We start from the raw sequence: 16,582 nt of genomic DNA, 5'->3' as shown, positions 1-16,582 counted from the left end.
CCGCCTGGGCTTCAAGACGCCGAGCGAAGTCTTTGCTCGGTCCTAGCGGTGTTGCACTTCAAAGTTGACTTCAAGCAGCACGTTCGCCCCGCCGATAGATTTGGGCTACAAGCCAAGCGCCTAGAAGAAGTACACCAGGGTAGACGAGTGCCTCGAACCAAGACATGACCATGATGCGTGGCTCGTTCCTCCCCGCGTAGTGCAAGAGATCGCCGATGCGGATGACGATGAACGGGGCTGCAACGGCCAATGCTGACGGCCAGGCGCGACTGCCATAGAGCTTAACCATTGGCCATGAGGAGACAGCAGACCGAAGGCAGCCCTGCGACGAACACTTGTCTTGAGGTAGCCAACCCTCGCATATCAGCATGAGCAACCGTCGCGTTTGCATCCACATCGGATGGCATTCATCGGGCTCCGTCGCGTTCCCCGTCCGGCCACGGGTTCTACTCATTCATCATCTGCGGCGCAGAGGGTCAGGCCTTGTCTCCCGACAGAGAGAAGCCATATCCACGGGTGGACTCATGGCTTGGCGGCCGGGCCGCGAAGTGCGGCGAGCTGACGGGTAAGCCATAACCGGCTCTCGGCGGGGGCCTCACTGCCGCACTTGACTTGATAGGGCCTGCCCGACGAACTGCTTCTGGATGCCGCAAGCTCAATGAATTGCTCGGTGCTTCCGACGCCACTTTTGCCATCGAAATACTCGAGCTTGCGAAGCAGATGGTCTTTGGCTTCTGACCCGGTAAACCAGGAGCCATTGCGGTTGAACTGGCACCCGGAAGCCTGCAACTTGGTTAGCAAGGCATCGATTTCGGCTCGGACCGGCGCGGCGGTGGGGCCTGCCGGCGATAGGGTGCACCAAGCGGCAAGGACGATGGCAGAGAGCAGAGGTTTCATGGGCCTCGAGGTTTGCCGACGCATGTCGGCTCAAGTGATGGGATGGGCTCCCCGCCCGCGTCTTTCGATATCAACAAAGTACCGGCCGGTCTTATGTGGTGTGGGTTCGGCGCCAAGCGAAGGAGCCCGACATGGATGCTATCGCTGCCGCGCGCATTTCAGAACCTCCTCTTGGCACGGCCGCCGATGCCAGCGTGAGCGTCGGCGCGGACTTCGCCAAGTAGGTCTTCCAGCCCTTTCTCTCTGTCTCGCCGATTCGACATGGTGCGTGCGCGAAGCCCAGCGGCTCGGCCGCTCGCAGTTCGAGCGCTTCCTCCTGAACCGCGGCGGTGCCTTGGTCGTGATGGGGGCTTGTGGCTCGGCCCACCACCGGGCGCGCTGGCTCAACGGCCTGGGCGTCAAGGATGTACGACAGCAGGTGCTTCTTCCGTCGAGCCCCAATCGGTTAGATCTTTGCCCTTGCGGGGGAGTCCATATATGAAGGGTTGGCCCGTTGCCAGAGGCGCATTGCATCCAGGCGTGACCAGCGCTAGCCAACACACTTGAAGGTGACATCTGCGTTCTGCGGTGTCCAGCCCTGGGCGCCACTGGTTTCCATGTTTAGCACTTCGACCTTCTGATTCTTAGCCGCGCAGAACTCTGTGGCCCGCTTTACTGCCATGGTTTTGACTTCCGCCCAACTGGTGAGTCCACCGCGCACATGCGAGCCAACCATGTATCTGTCTGCACCGAGAGGAGTAACGTCGCTTACCGAAGCGCACCCGGACAACAGCGCGAAGGTGGCGATGTAAATGGCACGTTGCATGGTTCACTGCACACGAGCAGCCCCCTCAATCTTGCGACACAGCTCCTGAGCCCCAGCAGGACAGCGCCTCACGGAATTCTCAATGATTTGCTCAAGCTCCCCATGGCTCGCGCTGGCGTCGATATGCTTGACTACGAATACTTCGAACTGTGTGTCTCGCGCAAAGAGTTGCTTGGCTTCCGGCAAGGTCGCCCATTTGGTTGCCAGGTGATGCACCACCGACTGTGTAAATCCCGCAGCTATTGAGCCATCGTCGCAGTGAGCGTACATGCGGTATGCGGCGTGGATTTCGTCCCAGGTGCGGCGCGTTGCGGCAATTTCCTCGGCTTCACGTGCCTGCACAGGCGTGCACTCCGTCGCAGAGGCGAATTGCCAAAGCGCAATAAAGAACGCAGGTACGAGAAGCGATCGCATTTTTAGCGCTCTAATGTTCCAGATGAGCGGTAGCCAAAGGCTGGCCGAGCGAAGACAACAACGATGAGGTGCCGTAGCGAGGCCAGCTCTTGGCTGTCCGATCCATTGCAGGGTTAGCCAATACTTTCCAGCCTCACGGGTTTCCCGAGATCGCGTTCGAGCGACGCAATGGTGCGGCGGACCTGATCAATGACGTACTCCTCCAGGACAGTGGTGCAAGCCCTGTAGTCGCTGTACTCGTTCAGCGGAATTGCCATGGCATACCTGTGGGCAACCACAAATTCATCGTCGTTTTCTTCTACCTCAATGACCGCCTCGTCTAGCCCCGAGTAGTCGCTATGGGCGGCGGCCTTGTGACGAAGGGCCATGATGCGTTCATGAGTCTGCAGGGCTTCAGGCCGGTCATTAAACACTTTGCGGTGGTCCAGGGAACTTCTTCCCTTACCGCTTTCCGCAAAGCACTTCCCATAGGCCAATAAGAAGCCTCGGAACATTGCCTGCTGAACCAGGACCTCTTCAAGCGATGAACTTGGACTCAACTGGTACTTCGTCTCGGCCAAGTCAAGCAACGTCTTGGCCTCGAAAACCTGGCTCATCAAGAAAGTCCACCGATTCAATCTATCGAATCGAGCGTCCCGGATTCGGACGCCGGTGTCCGCGAGCTGTCTCATGTGCTGGCTAACGTGTTGTGGGGCGACAGGCATTGCGCCCCAACAGCACTAGCTGCTGCATTACAAGCCCGGGCCCAGCCTGTCTAAATACCTGACTCATCGGAGGTTCCCCCTCCTTGTGGGGTTCGGCGAGGGTACTAAAAATCCGACAAAAGCGGCAGCGCGTTACGACCTATCGTGGGTAGGCATGCAGATCAGCAGCGGCGTACTCACTGCGAGGCCAGAACCAAAGCGGCCCCGGGGCACGATTGCTGCCACCGCACAGCGGTGGCCTCGAGCCAGCCGTGTCCGCGATTGGCGAGGCCCGGCCCTGGCCGCGAAATGCGCAGGAGGCCCGCGGCTCAATCAATCAATCAAATCGACGGCGCCTGCGGCCTGCCGTCCACCAGCCGCCACAGCCCCAGCGGGTTGCCGTCCTGCAGCGCCGGTGGCAGCAGCCAGTCCGGCAGGTCCTGGTAGCAGACCGGGCGCAGGAAGCGCTCGATGGCGCTGGTGCCGACCGAGCTGTGTTGCGGGTTGCTGGTGGCCGGCCAGGGGCCGCCATGGACCATCGCGTGGCTGACCTCGACGCCGGTGGGGAAACCATTGGCGAGGATGCGGCCGGCCTTGCGCTCCAGCACCGGCAGCAGGCGCCGCGCGAGCCCGGCGTCGTCCGGTTCCAGCTGCAGGGTGGCGGTGAGCTGGCCTTCCAGGCGCTCGGCCAGGTCCAGCAGCTCGGCCGCGTCGCGGCAGCGCACGAGGACGGCGCTGGGGCCGAAGACCTCGTCCTGCAGCACCGGGTTGGCCAGGAAGGTGGCGGCATCGGCCACCGCTAACTGGGCGCCGGGGCCGGCGCAAGCCATCTGCACGCCGGGCTGCTCGCGCAGCTTGGCCGCGCCGGCCTCATAGGCGGCCCGGATGCCGGGCGTCAGCATGCTGCCCTGCGGCTTGGCGGCCAGCAGGGGCGCCGCGGCCGCCAGGAAGCGCTCGAGATCGGGGCTGTCGAGCGCCAGCAGCAGGCCGGGATTGGTGCAGAACTGGCCGACGCCCAGGGTCAGCGAATCGGCGAAGCCCTGGGCCAGGCTCTCGGCGCGCGCGGCCAGGGCCTGCGGCAGCAGGAACACCGGGTTGATCGCGCTCATCTCGGCGAACACCGGGATCGGCTGCGGCCGGGCCTGGGCCGCGGCCAGCAGCGCCAGGCCGCCGCGGCGCGAGCCGGTGAAACCGACGGCCTGGATGGCCGGGTGCCCGACCAGGGCCTGGCCCAGCGCGGTGCCGCTGTCATGCAGCAGCGAAAACACGCCCGCCGGCAGGCCGGCCTCGCGCACCGCCTCTTGAATCACGCGGCCGACCAGCTCCGACGTGCCGGGATGGGCCGGATGGGCCTTGACCACGACCGGGCAGCCGGCGGCAAGGGCCGAGGCGGTGTCGCCGCCGGCCACCGAGAAGGCCAGCGGGAAGTTGCTGGCGCCGAACACCGCGACCGGGCCGACGCCGATCTTGCGCAGGCGCAGGTCCGGGCGCGGCAGCGGCTGGCGCTCGGGCAGCGCGGGGTCCAGCACCGCGCCCTGCCAGCGGCCGTCGCGCAGCGCTTGAGCAAAGAGGCGCAGCTGGTTCATCGTGCGGCCGCGCTCGCCCTGCAGGCGCGCGATGGGCAGCGCGGTTTCCAGATGCGCGCGCTCGGTCAGCGCATCGCCCAAGGCCAGCAGGCCCTCGGCGATGGCCTCCAGCAGGCGCGCGCGCTGCTCGGGCGCGGTCTGGCGGAAGGGGTCGAAGGCGGCCCGGGCCAGCGTGCAGGCGGCGTCCACGTCGGCGGCGTCGCCGCCACCGAAGGTCTCTGGCAAGGCCTGACCCCGCACCGGGCTCCAGGCCTGCAGGCTGCCGGCCTGGCCGCGTTTCGCGCCGGCGCCGATCAGCTGCTCGCCGGTGATTGCGGCTGCACTCACAGCGTCGCGCCAATCTTGCGCAGCTCGGCGATCTGCGGCGCCTTGGGCAGCCAGATCTTGTCGAACTCGGCGGCCAGGGCCTTGGTATCCAGGCCGGGCTCGGTCTTGATCGCGAAGGGCACGGCCTTGAACTTCTCGATCAGGCCCAGCTCGGTGGTGACGATGTCCTTGATCTGGGCGTCGAGCGACTGGCGCACCAGGCCGCGGATCAGCTCCTTGTCCTTGGCATCCAGGTCTTTCCAGACGCGGCCCGAGACCAGGGGCGCGAAGGGCATGAACAGCGCGTTCATCTGCAGCATGGCCTTGGCCACCTTGTCGAAGCGCTGGTTCCAGGAGAACTCGATGTCGGCCTCCAGGCCGTCGACCTGGCCGTTGGCCATCGCGTCGAAGACCTGCGGGGTCGGGATCGGCGTCGGCGCGGCGCCCAGCGACTGGTAGAAATCGCGGTAGACCGGCGTCGGGTTGATGCGCAGCTTCATGCCCTTGATGTCCTTGACGCCGCCGATCTCCTTGGTCGAGAACACCACGCGCATGCCGGTGATGCCCCAGCCCAGGCCGATGGTGCCGGTCTCGCGCGGCAGCACCTCCAGCAGCTTCAGCGCCGCGTCATGGCGCACCAGCTTGGCCACGTCGGTGGTGGAGCGCACCAGGTAGGGCGCGTTGATCGAGGCGATGCTGGCCACCCGCGAGCCCAGCTCGGCGGCCTGGATCCAGCCCATGTCCAGCGCGCCGGTCTGCAGCTGCTGCATCATCGCGGCCTCGTTGCCGAGCTGGCCGGAATGGAACACGGTGGCGCTCAGCCGCCCGTTGGTCTCCTTCTTCAGCGCCTCGCCGAAGGCCAGCGCGGCGCGGTTCCAGGAATGGCCGGCCGGCGTGATCAGGCCGAGGCGGAACTCCTTGGCCTGGGCGCGGGCCTGGCCGATGAAGGCGGGAGCGGCCAGCGCGGCACTGGCTTGGACGAAATGGCGGCGGGTCAGCAGGGTCATGATGAAGGCCTTTCGATGGGGATCAATCAGTTCAGCAGGGCGAGAGACAGCGAGGGGAACAGCGACAGCAGCACCAGCGCGACGCAGCAGATCAGGAAGAAGGGCAGGGTGACCATGAACATCTTCCCGGGCTTGGCGCCGGTGACGGCGGCGGCCACGAAGAAGCTCAGCCCCACCGGCGGCGACATCAGGCCCAGCACCAGGTTCACCACCACGACGACGCCGAAATGGCGCGGGTCGATGTGGTAGACCTCGGTGGCGATCGGCAGCAGGATGGGCACGGTCATGATCAGGCCCGGGATGCCGTCGATCACGGTGCCGATGATCAGCAGGATCACATTGGTCAGCAGCAGGAAGCTGACCGGGTCCTTGGCGACCGACTGGATCCAGCTGGCCGCCGCCTGCGGCACCTTGCCGTAGATCAGCAGCCAGGAGAACACGGCGGCGGCGGCCACCAGGAACAGCACGATGGCCGAGTAGACGCCGGCGCGCAGCAGGATCTGCGGCAGCATCGCGAAGCGGAACTCGCGCGTCACGAAGCGGCCCACCAGGGCCGAGACCACGGCACCCACCGCGGCGGATTCGGTCGGGTTGGCGATGCCGCCGAGGATGGAGCCGACGATCACGATCGGGATCAAGAGGGTCGGCGAGGCATGGACGATGCTGCGGGCGCGTTCGCGCAGCGTCTTCTTCGCGCTGCGCGGGTAGTTGTAGATCAGTCCCATGCAGGCGATCACGACGAAGAACAGCAGGGTCAGCAGGATGCCGGGCAGCAGACCGGCCATCAGCATGTCGCCCACCGCCACCTGGGCCAGCACGCTGTAGACCACGAACATCACCGAGGGCGGGATGATCGGGCCCAGCATGCCGCCGTAGACGGTGATGCCGGCCGCGAAGGTCTTGTCGTAGCCTTGTTTCTCCATCTCCGGCACCATGATCTTGGACATGATGGCCACCTGGGCGGTGGCCGAGCCGATGATGGAGGCCAGCATCATGTTGGCCAGGATGTTGACGTAGGCCAGGCCGCCGCGCACCGCGCCGACGAAACCCATGGCCAGCTCGACCAGGCGGCGCGTGATGCCGCCGCTGCTCATGATCTCGCCGATCAGGATGAACAGCGGGATCGCGATCAGGCCGTAGCTGTCCACGCCGCCGAACATCTGGCTGGGGAAGGACTGCAAGAGCACGGTGTTGTCGTTGCTGTAGATGTAGACGATGCCCGCCAAGCACAGGCAGATGCCGATCGGCACGCCCAGCAGCATCACGACGAGGAAGAAGATGCCGGTGCTCATGTCAGTTCACTGCCTCTTCGGCGTTGTGGATGTCGAAGCCGCGGATCTCGGCGCGCGGCTGCAGGCCCAGGTCCTCGACCAGATTGGCCGCGGCATGCATGGTGAAGCCGAGGCCGAAGAGCGGCAGGATCAGCTGCACGAGCCAGGTGGGCCAGTTGAGGGTCTGGGTGCGTTCGGTGTAGAGGAAGTTGAAGCTGTCGGCCGCATATTCCTTGGCATCGAAGCCGTAGCGGGCGATGCCCAGCGGATCCATCCAGATCCAGCACATCGCCAGCAGCGCGAGGCCGAACAGCAAGACGCCGAAGGTGGCCAGGGCCTTGACGCGGCGGGCGACGGGTGGGCTGAGCCAGTCGGTCAGCAGGGTCACGGCGAAGTCCAGGCGCAGCCGCGTCATCGCCGAGGCGCCGACGAAGCACAGCCAGACCACGGTGTAGACCGAGGCCTCGTCGACCCAGTAGATCGGCACGCCGCTGTAGCGGGTGGCGACGTTGAGCAGGATCAAGAGGGTCAGCCCGCCCATCAGCCCCATCAGGGCCAGGCGCTCGACCTTGAGGATGGCGCCGGAGGCCTGCTGCACCCGGCGGGCCCAGCCATGTTTGTCGGGAGTTGCGGAGCTGTCTTTCACGGCGGAATCCTTTGTGGCGGGCACCGCCGATCCGGCCTGGCCGGGCGGACGGTGCCGCCCCCTCGAGGGGGCGCGCGAAGCGCGTAGGGGGTGGGCTCAGTCCACCGAACGGTATTGGGCCGGGCGCGTCGCCAGGGCCTTCTCGACCACGGCGGTGATGAAGGCGCGCTCCTCGCCGATCAGCGGCAGGCGCGGACGGCGCATGTGCTCGCTGCCGACGCCGGCCAGCACGTCGATCAGCTTCAGGTTCTGCACCAGCTTGTTGGACACGTCCAGGTGCAGCATCGGCGTCATCCACTGGTAGAGCTTCAGCGCCTCGGCCCATTGGCCGGCCTTCATCAGGTCATAGAGGGCCACGGTCTCGCGCGGGAAGCTGCAGCCCACGCCGGCCAGCAGGCCGTCGGCGCCCAGGGCCAGGGCCTCATAGGCCAGGTCGTCGACGCCGCAGAACAGCTGGTAGCGGTCGCCCAGGGCGTTGCGCAGGTCGGTGATGCGGCGGATGTCGCCGGTGCTTTCCTTGATCGCGGCGATCCACTTGCAGTCGGCCAGCTCCTGCATGTGCTCAGGTCTAAGGTCCACGCGGTAGGCCACCGGGTTGTTGTAGACCATGACGGGCTTCTGCGCGGCCTCGGCCATCGTGCGCACGTTCAGCATCGCCTCGCGGGCGTCGGCCACATAGATGACCGAGGGCATCACCATGTAGCCGGCCACGCCCAGCCTGTTCGCGCCCTCGATATAGCGCAGCGCCTCGCGGGTGCTGGTCTCCGAGACATTGGCCAGCACCGGCACGCGGCCGCCGGCGGCGTCCAGCGCGATGCGCGCGACATCCAGCTTCTCCTCCAGACTCAGGGTGCTGGCCTCGCCCAGCGAGCCGCAGGTGACGACGCCATGGATGCCGTTGCGGATCTGGAAGTCGATGTGTTTGGCCGTGCCCTCGGCGTCTAGCGACTCGTCGGCGAGGAACTTGGTCGTGACGGCCGGGAAGATGCCGGTCCAGCGGGGCTGATGGGGATGGCTCATGCGCTTGCTACTCCAGTCGGTGGGCCTGTTCGGCGGAAGAATTGGAGTAAATATATTTGCAGTATTTCAGTAATACATTGGCGTTTACCAGTACGTAGTCCCGCGTCGGCTGTGCCGTTAGGATGCGCCGATGCCGGCGCGAGACGGTGTTGCGGGGCGATGCGGGGTTAACCCTGGATGTATCAGGCGCTGTCGAAATCCCGCCCGCTTGCCCGTCGTGTGATCAGAGGTGTCCAAAGGCCCCTCGCCTCCCACCCACCAGGAGATCCGCGATGCGATTCATGATCATTGTTCGGGCCAATGCCCGGAGCGAGGCCGGCGTGATGCCGCCGCCCGAGGACGGCGTGATGGCCGAGATGGCCGCCTTCCACGAGGAGCTGGCCAAGGCCGGCGTGCTGCTGGACGCCAACGGCCTGCGGCCCAGCCGGGAAGGCTGGCGCATCCGCTACCAGGACAACAAGCGCAGCGTCATCGACGGCCCCTTCGCAGAGACCAAGGAGCTGATCGCCGGCTACACGCTGATCCAGGTGCGCTCGCGCGAGGAGGCGATGGAATGGGCGCGGCGCTTCCCGGCGCCCTTCGGCCGCCAGGGCGACGGCGGCGAGATCGAGCTGCGCCCGCTCTACGAGCCGGAGGACTTCGAGGACAAGGCCTCGGTGGAGCGCTTCCGCGAGCTGCCGCCTTACAACAAGAACTGAAAAACCGAACCACCACCCGGGAGAACACCTCATGCTCAAGACCGTTGCACTCGCCATCGCCGGCGCGATCGCCCTGCTGCTGATCTATGCCGCCACCCGCCCCGACAGCTTCCGCATCGAACGCAGCGCCCGCATCCAGGCGCCGCCCGACAAGGTCTATGCCCTGGTGGCCGACCTGCAGCAGTTCAAGCGCTGGAACCCCTGGGAACGCAAGGACCCGGGCCTGAAGGGTAGCTTTTCCGGTTCCGGCACCGCCGGCGTCGGGGCCGCCTATGGCTGGGAGAGCGAGAAGGTCGGCAGCGGCCGCATGGAGATCACCCAGGCCGTGCCGGCCCAGAAGGTGGCGCTGAAGCTGGACTTCATCAAGCCCTTCGAGGCGCAGAATCGCGCCGAGTTCAGCCTGAAGTCGGCCGGCGGCAATGCCACCGAGATCAGCTGGGCCATGGACGGCCCCTCGCCCTTCCTCTCCAAGCTGATCGGCGTGTTCATCAGCATGGACCGCATGGTCGGCAAGGACTTCGAGGACGGGCTGTCCAACCTGAAGGCGATCGCCGAACAGCCGGCCTGATCCCGATCCATTTCATCCACCTCACCGACCTTCACCCCATCATGAGCCAGCACGAACAGATCTTCGTCAACCTGCCCATCAAGGACATGGCCCGCTCGCAGGCCTTCTTCCGCGCCCTGGGCTACGAGTTCGACCCGCATTTCACCAACGAGCAGGGTGCCTGCCTGGTGCTGGGCAGGAACCTCTTCGCGATGCTGCTGGTCGAGCCCTTCTTCCGGGGCTTCACCGGCAAGCCGATCGCCGACGCGCACAAGAGCACCGAGGTGCTGACCTGCCTGTCCTGCGCCAGCCGCGCCGAGGTGGACGCGCTGGTGGCCAAGGCGGTGGCGGCCGGCGGCAGCGCGCCGCGTCCGCCGCAGGACCATGGCTTCATGTACGGCCATGGCTTCGAGGACCTGGACGGCCATATCTGGGAGCTGATGCACATGGATGTCAGCGCCGCCGCCAATCCGGACCGCGATGCCTGAGGCGATGAGCCCATCCCCTGAGGCCAAGCTTCAGGCCGAGGCACGCCGCGCGATCGAGGCGGTCTGGCGCATCGAGGCGGCCAAGATCATCGCTGGCGTGGCGCGCATCACGCGCGACGTCGGCCTGGCCGAGGAGCTGGCCCAGGATGCGCTGGTGGCCGCGCTGGAGCATTGGCCCGCGCGCGGCCTGCCGGACAACCCGGCCGCATGGCTGATGACCACGGCCAAGAACCGCGCGCTGGACCAGCACCGCGCCCGGGCCCTGCATGCGCGCAAGGAGGAGGAGCTGGGCCAGGACATGGCGGCCCTGCAGACCGACCATACGCCGGACTTCGTCGACGCGCTCGATGCCGCGCGCCAGGACGATATCGGCGACGACCTGCTGAGCCTGATCTTCACCGCCTGCCACCCCCTGCTCTCCACCGAGGCGCGCGTGGCGCTGACCCTGCGCCTGCTGGGCGGGCTCTCGACCGAGGAGATCGCGCGCGCCTTCCTGGCCAGCGAGGCCACGATCGCGCAGCGCATCGTGCGCGCCAAGCGCAGCCTGGCCGCCGCCGGCGTGCCCTTCGAGGTGCCGCGCGGCGCGGCCCGGGCCGAGCGCCTGGCCTCGGTGCTGGAGGTCATCTACCTGATCTTCAACGAGGGCTATGCCGCCACCGCCGGCGACGACTGGATGCGCGCCGACCTCTGCGAGGAGGCGCTGCGCCTGGCGCGCGTGCTGGCCGGCCTGGCGCCGGAAGAAGGCGAGGTGCAGGGCCTGGTGGCGCTGCTGGAGATCCAGGCCTCGCGCCAGCATGCGCGCCTCGACGCCGAGGGCCGGCCGGTGCTGCTGCTGGAGCAGGACCGCGGCCGCTGGGATCCGCTCTTGATCCGCCGCGGCCTGGCGGCGCTGGCGCGCAGCGAAGGTGCGGACCGCGGGCCCTACGCGCTGCAGGCCGCGATCGCCGCCTGTCACGCGCGCGCCAAGCGCGCCGAGGACACCGACTGGGCGCAGATCGTCGCGCTCTATGACGCGCTGCACCAGCTGATGCCCTCGCCGGTCGTCGCGCTGAACCGCGCGGTCGCCGTCGGCATGGCCTTCGGTCCGGCGGCGGCGCTGGCCATCGTCGACGAGCTGGGGCGCGACAAGCAGCTGCAGGGCTATCACTGGCTGCCCAGCGTGCGCGGCGACCTGCTCTTGAAGCTGGGTCGCGGCCCCGAGGCGCGCGGCGAGTTCGAGCGTGCGGCGCAGCTGACGCGCAATGCGCGCGAGCGCGCGCTGCTGATGGCGCGGGCGCTGGAGGCGGCGGCCAAGCGCTGAGTCTCGCCGAGTCTGCCTGTCCGGCTGCCGCTCGGCCGCTCGTGCGTGCGCGGCGGGGGGGCCGCCGCGCCGCTATTTGTCGCCCGTCTGGTCCTTCAGCAGCTTCTGCATCAGGGCGAAGAAGCGGTCGTAGAACTCGCCGGCGGGAATCGTCTCGGAGGCCACCTTGACCAGCGAATCCTGGGTGGAGGACAGCGGCATCGAGATCGAGCCGATCGCGCTGACGCCGATGCTGGTGGGGTTGGGGCTCTTCTTCAGCACATAGCGGTCCTGCTGCGCCGACACATAGGTGGTGGACAGGGTGTCGCCGCGGCCGTCGGCGACGCAGACGATGTTGAAGCCGATCTCCACATGCACCTCGCCCTCGGGCTGGAAGCGCTTGCTGCCGTTGACCAGGCCGCTGCCGGCCAGGCTGATCACATAGCCCTGGCTCAGCAGCGCGCGGCGCGCGGCCTCGCAGGTGTCGTCGACATTGGCATCGAACAGGCGCGAGAAGGTCTCGTCGGCCTGGAAGCGTTCGTTCTGGTAGACCGGCTTGCGCGGGCGCGAACTCCCGAGGGGGTCCAGCGCGGCGCAGCCGGCCAGCGTGACGGCGATCGCGAGACTCAGGGGAACGGACCACCGCGGCGGCGTCATCTTCGGCATGGCGCCATTATCCCGTGCCGATGTGGCTGCCCCGTAAAGCAGCGGCCCCTGCGCACGGCGGCTCGATCAAGGCGCGCGGGAGTGCCACCGGCCGGCCGCGCCCTGTTTACCTGCTGTTACGGTCTGCCCGGTTTTCAGCCTCGGGCCTCGGCCTCGGCCGCATCGACCTTGCCGCCTCCCTGGTTTCGTCGGCGCGATTTCGCTGCGCCCCAGCGGTTTTGGCCGGCGTTCTTCCCGCGGCCGCCGGCTCGGCCCGGTTTCTTCGTCGTCGTCTTCTTCCTGGCGACTGCGCCGCGGCCCCGGGTCCTCGCGGGCGGCCGGTTTCCTTTATGCAAGGAAGTAAGGAAATCCGCCGGCAAGGAGCGCTTTCCGGGCCATGCGGCTTCGCAGCATGGCCTCCTCGCGTCGCGGGTTCGCGCCGCGTGGCGCTGGCGCCGGCGCCCCGTTTTGACGCATCGGGTTTGCCCGCTGATACCGATTTGGTGCGCCGAGCGTAGACTGACCCGAGGAGCGGCTACCAGCCTGGCGCGACACGCATTTTGGGGTGGGCCTCGCTCCGCTTGAGCCCAGGAGGCATCCCATCGTGCAGCCCAGCGATATTGCGGACCCGGCCTATTTCCACAAGGTGGTCGACTGCCAATGGGCCTGCCCGGCCCACACGCCCGTCCCCGAGTACATACGCCTGATCGCCCAGGGCCGTTACGACGAGGCCTATATGGTGAACTGGGTGTCGAACGTGTTCCCGGGCGTGCTGGGCCGCACCTGCGACCGCCCCTGCGAGCCGGCCTGTCGACGCGGCCGGGTCGAGGAGAAGAATGCGGCCAAGCCCGAGGCGGTGGCGATCTGCCGGCTCAAGCGCGTGGCGGCCGACCACAAGAGCGAGGAGCTGCGCGCGATGCTGCCCACGCCCGCCGCCCGCAACGGAAAACGCGTCGCCTGCGTCGGCGCCGGGCCGGCCTCGCTGACGGTGGCGCGCGACCTGGCCACCCAGGGCTATGCGGTCACGGTGTTCGACGGCGAGGCCAAGGCCGGCGGCTTCATCCGCACCCAGATCCCGCGCTTCCGCCTGCCCGAGAGCGTGATCGACGAGGAATGCGGCTACATCCTGAACCTGGGCGTGGAGTTCCGCGCGGGCCAGCGCATCGATTCGATGAAGGCCCTGCTGGACGGACGGGCGTATGGGGGCTACGACGCGGTGTTCGTCGGCTGCGGCGCGCCGCGCGGGCGCGATCTGGCGTTGCCGGGGCGGGCCGAGGCGGCCGCGCATATCCATATCGGCATCGACTGGCTGGCCTCGGTGTCCTTCGGCCATGTGACGAGCGTCGCGCCGCGCGTCATCGTGCTGGGCGGCGGCAACACCGCGATGGACTGCTGCCGCTCGGCCCGCCGCCTCGGTGCGGCCTCGGTGACGGTGGCGGTGCGCAGCGGCTATGCGCAGATGAAGGCCTCGCCCTGGGAGAAGGAGGATGCCGAGCACGAGGGCATCCCGATTTTGGACTTCCACGAGCCGCTGGCCTTCCTGCATGAGGGTGGCCGCCTGGTGGCGCTGCGCTTCAGGCGCGCGCAGCAGGGCGACGAGATCGACATCCCCTGCGACGAGGTGCTGATCGCGGTGGGCCAGGAGAACGCCTTTCCGTGGATCGAGCGCGACGCCGGCATCGACTTCGACGAGCAGGGCCTGCCGGTGCTGGACGCGCAGAGCTTCCAGTCCAGCCGGCCCGAGGTCTTCTTCGGCGGCGACGCGGCCTATGGGCCCAAGAACATCATCTGGGCCGTGGCCCATGGCCACGAGGCCGCGGTGTCGATCGACCGCTTCCTGCATGGCGAGCCGGTGGCCAGGCGCCCGCCGCCGCATGTCAACCTGCTGTCGCAGAAGATGGGCATCCACGAGTGGAGCTACGACAACGCCGTCAGCCCCGAGCTGCGCAGCAAGGTGCCCTGGAGCGCGGCCGCGAAGGCCCTGGCCAGCATCAGGGTCGAGGTGGAGCTGGGCTTCGATGCGGCCACCGCCTTCAAGGAGGCGCAGCGCTGCCTCAACTGCGATGTGCAGACGGTGTTCACCGACAAGCTGTGCATCGAATGCGACGCCTGCGTGGACATCTGCCCGATGGACTGCATCACGTTCACAGCCAACGGCGAGGAGGCGGAGCTGCGCCAGCGCCTGAAGGCGCCCGCGCCGGACCCGAGCCAGGACCTCTATGTGTCGGGCCCGCTGAAGACCGGGCGCGTGATGGTCAAGGACGAGGACGTCTGCCTGCATTGCGGCCTGTGCGCCGAGCGCTGCCCGACCGGGGCCTGGGACATGCAGAAGTTTCTGCTGCAGACCACCAAGGCCGGGCCGGGCTGCCGCGACCATCAGGCCAGGAAGGTGGTGAGCGCATGAGCCGTATCGATGCGGTCAACGACTTCGTTGTGAAATTCGCCAATGTCAACGGCTCGGGCTCGGCCTCGGCCAACGAGCTGTTCGCCAAGGCGATCCTGCGCATGGGCGTGCCGGTCAGCCCGCGCAACATCTTCCCCAGCAATATCCAGGGCCTGCCGACCTGGTACGAGGTGCGGGTCAGCGAGGCCGGCTGGCTGGGCCGGCGCGGCGGCGTGGACATGATGGTGGCGATGAACCCGCAGACCTGGGCCCAGGACGTGGCCGAGATCGAGCCGGGCGGCTATCTGTTCTACGACAGCACCCGGCCCCAGCCGAGCGAGGCCTTCCGCCCCGACATCCATGTGCTGGCCATGCCGGTCACCGCGATCTGCAATGCCACCTACGAGGACTCGCGCCAGCGCCAGCTGTTCAAGAACATCATGGTGCTGGGCGCGCTCTCCCAGCTGATGGACATGGACCCGGCCGAGATCGAGAAGCTGTTCGCCGAGCAGTACCGCGGCAAGGAGAAGCTGCTGGACTCGAACGTGCGCGCGCTGCACGCGGGGCGCGAGTTCGCGCGCGACCACCTGGGCGATGCGCTGGGCCTGAAGGTGAAGCGCGCCGACCTGATCGGCGCGCGCATCTTCCTGGAGGGCAATGCCGCCACGGCGCTGGGCTGCGTCTATGGCGGCGCCACGGTCTGCGCCTGGTACCCGATCACGCCCTCCTCCTCGGTGGCCGAGGCCTTCCAGAAATACTGCGCCAGGTACCGCGTCGAACCCGGGACCGGCGCGCAGCGCTACGCCATCGTGCAGGCCGAGGACGAGATCGCGTCGATCGGCATCATCACCGGTGCCGGCTGGAACGGCGCGCGCGCCTTCACCGCCACCTCGGGGCCGGGCGTCTCGCTGATGACCGAGTTCCTGGGCCTGGCCTATTTCGCCGAGATCCCGCTCACCGTCATCGACGTGCAGCGCGGCGGACCCTCGACCGGCATGCCCACGCGCACCCAGCAGGCCGACCTGCTGGCCTGTGCCTATGCCTCGCATGGCGACACCAAGCATGTGCTGCTGCTGCCGCAGGACCCCAGGGAATGCTTCGAGCATGCGGCCGCCGCGCTGGACCTGGCGGACCGGCTGCAGACCCCGGTGTTCGTGCTCAGCGATCTGGACATCGGCATGAACCAGCGCCTGTGCGAGCCCCTGGAATGGGACGATGCGCGGACCTACGACCGCGGCAAGCTGATGACGGCCGAGGGGCTGGAGGCGGGCCGTGCCGATGGCCAGGACTGGGGCCGCTACAAGGATGTGGACGGCGATGGCATCCCCTGGCGCACCCTGCCCGGCACCCATCCCAGCCGCGGCGCCTACTTCACCCGCGGGACGACACGAGACGAGTACGCGCGCTACTCGGAGGCCGGCAAGGACTATGTCCGCAACGTCGAGCGCCTGATCCGCAAGTTCGCCACCGCCGCGACCCTGGTGCCGCAGCCGGTGCCGCGGCCCGCGGCGCGCAAGACGGTGCTGGGCGTCATCTACTTCGGCTCCACCAGTCCGGCGATGGACGAGGCCCTGCAGGCCCTGGCGGCGGACGGCATCCATCTGGATGCGCTGCGCCTGCGCGCCTTTCCCTTCCCCGACAGCGTGCGTGACTTCATCGCCGCGCACGCGCAGGTCTTCGTGGTCGAGCAGAACCGCGATGCGCAGATGCGCAGCCTGCTCGTCAACGAGCTGGAGATCGCGCCGGCCAAGCTCACCAAGGTGCTGCATTTCGACGGCACGCCGATCACCGCGCGCTTCATCACGCAGGCGATCACGCGCCATGTGCACGCGCTGGCGACCGCGCCGCGCTAGCAAGGCCGGGCGATATCCGGGAAAGCTGGAAGCGGCGTTGCAAGGAAGCAAGGA

At 67.5% G+C, this 16,582-nt stretch carries 16 protein-coding genes; 6 read left to right on the top strand and 10 right to left on the bottom strand.

Features of this window, described 5'->3' with window-relative positions:
• Window positions 1-522: 522 nt before the first annotated feature.
• From AC07OQ_RS21125 to AC07OQ_RS21085, 9 genes are all read right to left on the bottom strand, one after another.
• On the bottom strand, window positions 523-897 hold the full coding sequence (locus AC07OQ_RS21125; RefSeq protein WP_495055113.1) for a DUF5329 family protein: 375 nt from the start codon (window positions 895-897) through the stop codon (window positions 523-525).
• Window positions 898-1,426: 529 nt separating this feature from the next.
• The gene (locus AC07OQ_RS21120) at window positions 1,427-1,702 is read right to left on the bottom strand and encodes a hypothetical protein (protein ID WP_495055112.1); all 276 of its coding nucleotides are present in this window, start codon (window positions 1,700-1,702) and stop codon (window positions 1,427-1,429) included.
• Between the two features lie 3 nt (window positions 1,703-1,705).
• On the bottom strand, window positions 1,706-2,116 hold the full coding sequence (locus tag AC07OQ_RS21115; RefSeq protein WP_495055111.1) for a hypothetical protein: 411 nt from the start codon (window positions 2,114-2,116) through the stop codon (window positions 1,706-1,708).
• Window positions 2,117-2,229: 113 nt separating this feature from the next.
• Complete coding sequence (locus AC07OQ_RS21110) at window positions 2,230-2,712, bottom strand: hypothetical protein (protein ID WP_495055110.1); 483 nt, start codon at window positions 2,710-2,712, stop codon at window positions 2,230-2,232.
• 428 nt (window positions 2,713-3,140) lie between these two features.
• A complete protein-coding gene (locus tag AC07OQ_RS21105; RefSeq protein ID WP_495055109.1) occupies window positions 3,141-4,712 on the bottom strand; it encodes an aldehyde dehydrogenase (NADP(+)) in 1,572 nt (523 codons plus the stop codon).
• The gene (locus tag AC07OQ_RS21100; RefSeq protein ID WP_495055108.1) at window positions 4,709-5,698 is read right to left on the bottom strand and encodes a TRAP transporter substrate-binding protein; all 990 of its coding nucleotides are present in this window, start codon (window positions 5,696-5,698) and stop codon (window positions 4,709-4,711) included. Before AC07OQ_RS21100 ends, AC07OQ_RS21105 begins: the two co-directional genes overlap by 4 nt.
• Window positions 5,699-5,724: 26 nt before the next feature.
• Window positions 5,725-6,990 (bottom strand): TRAP transporter large permease, encoded by a 1,266-nt coding sequence (locus AC07OQ_RS21095; protein WP_495055107.1) that lies wholly within the window; start codon window positions 6,988-6,990, stop codon window positions 5,725-5,727.
• Window position 6,991: 1 nt separating this feature from the next.
• The gene (locus tag AC07OQ_RS21090) at window positions 6,992-7,615 is read right to left on the bottom strand and encodes a TRAP transporter small permease (protein ID WP_495055106.1); all 624 of its coding nucleotides are present in this window, start codon (window positions 7,613-7,615) and stop codon (window positions 6,992-6,994) included.
• A 96-nt stretch (window positions 7,616-7,711) separates the two neighbouring features.
• A complete protein-coding gene (locus tag AC07OQ_RS21085; protein WP_495055105.1) occupies window positions 7,712-8,635 on the bottom strand; it encodes a dihydrodipicolinate synthase family protein in 924 nt (307 codons plus the stop codon).
• Between the two features lie 272 nt (window positions 8,636-8,907).
• On the opposite strand from AC07OQ_RS21085, the gene AC07OQ_RS21080 reads away from it, so the two are divergent.
• The 4 genes from AC07OQ_RS21080 to AC07OQ_RS21065 are packed head-to-tail and all read left to right on the top strand — an operon-like array spanning window position 8,908 to window position 11,668.
• A complete protein-coding gene (locus AC07OQ_RS21080; RefSeq protein WP_495055104.1) occupies window positions 8,908-9,333 on the top strand; it encodes a YciI family protein in 426 nt (141 codons plus the stop codon).
• Between the two features lie 31 nt (window positions 9,334-9,364).
• Entirely contained in the window at window positions 9,365-9,901 is a 537-nt protein-coding gene (locus AC07OQ_RS21075) for an SRPBCC family protein (RefSeq protein ID WP_495055103.1), read from the top strand.
• 41 nt (window positions 9,902-9,942) lie between these two features.
• Window positions 9,943-10,368: a VOC family protein gene (locus AC07OQ_RS21070; protein WP_495055102.1), complete on the top strand. Its 426-nt coding sequence runs from the start codon at window positions 9,943-9,945 to the stop codon at window positions 10,366-10,368.
• A gap of 4 nt (window positions 10,369-10,372) precedes the next feature.
• Entirely contained in the window at window positions 10,373-11,668 is a 1,296-nt protein-coding gene (locus AC07OQ_RS21065) for an RNA polymerase sigma factor (RefSeq protein WP_495055101.1), read from the top strand.
• 72 nt (window positions 11,669-11,740) lie between these two features.
• Here the strand turns inward: AC07OQ_RS21065 and AC07OQ_RS21060 are convergent, their stop codons facing one another.
• Window positions 11,741-12,313, bottom strand: coding sequence for a DUF2242 domain-containing protein (locus AC07OQ_RS21060; RefSeq protein WP_495055100.1), 573 nt, complete (start codon window positions 12,311-12,313; stop codon window positions 11,741-11,743).
• Between the two features lie 583 nt (window positions 12,314-12,896).
• Here AC07OQ_RS21060 and AC07OQ_RS21055 point away from each other — a divergent pair.
• Both AC07OQ_RS21055 and AC07OQ_RS21050 read left to right on the top strand, forming a co-directional pair.
• A complete protein-coding gene (locus tag AC07OQ_RS21055) occupies window positions 12,897-14,696 on the top strand; it encodes an FAD-dependent oxidoreductase (protein ID WP_495055099.1) in 1,800 nt (599 codons plus the stop codon).
• The gene (locus tag AC07OQ_RS21050) at window positions 14,693-16,528 is read left to right on the top strand and encodes a 2-oxoacid:acceptor oxidoreductase subunit alpha (protein WP_495055098.1); all 1,836 of its coding nucleotides are present in this window, start codon (window positions 14,693-14,695) and stop codon (window positions 16,526-16,528) included. The genes AC07OQ_RS21055 and AC07OQ_RS21050 overlap by 4 nt, the downstream gene beginning before the upstream one ends.
• Window positions 16,529-16,582: the final 54 nt, after the last annotated feature.

Source organism: Roseateles sp. GW821-FHT09B06 (assembly GCF_059418245.1).
This window is presented reverse-complemented; position numbering and strand designations above follow the sequence as displayed.